Source organism: Nocardioides humilatus (assembly GCF_008373755.1).
GTDB classification, from domain to species: domain Bacteria; phylum Actinomycetota; class Actinomycetes; order Propionibacteriales; family Nocardioidaceae; genus Nocardioides; species Nocardioides humilatus.
The window spans coordinates 1-387 of sequence record NZ_VUJV01000049.1 but is presented as its reverse complement, the minus strand read 5'-3'; the positions used below and the strand labels follow the sequence as shown (position 1 = coordinate 387).

Annotated in this window: 1 protein-coding gene; it reads left to right on the top strand. The window is 52.2% G+C overall.

Features of this window, described 5'->3' with window-relative positions; genetic code table 11:
• Positions 1-60 precede the first annotated feature (60 nt).
• On the top strand, positions 61-387 hold a 327-nt coding region (locus F0U44_RS23975), incomplete at its 3' end, for an EF-Tu/IF-2/RF-3 family GTPase (protein WP_246160760.1).

The following is a 387-nucleotide window of genomic DNA, read 5'->3' as shown; positions in this document are numbered from 1 at the left end:
GTCGCTTTCGTGCCCATTTCTGGATGGCACGGAGACAACATGTTGGAGCCTTCAACCAAAATGCCTTGGTTCAAGGGATGGCAGGTGGAGCGTAAGGAAGGCAAAGCTGACGGAAAATGCCTCATTGAAGCTCTCGATGCCATCCTGCCACCTGCCCGCCCCACTGACAAGCCCCTGCGTCTTCCCCTGCAAGACGTATACAAAATCGGTGGTATTGGTACCGTGCCCGTCGGCAGAGTTGAAACTGGTGTGTTGAAACCAGGTACCATTGTTGTCTTTGCCCCTGCCAACATCACTACTGAAGTCAAGTCTGTGGAGATGCACCACGAAGCTCTCCAAGAAGCTGTACCTGGAGACAATGTAGGTTTCAATGTAAAGAACGTGTCC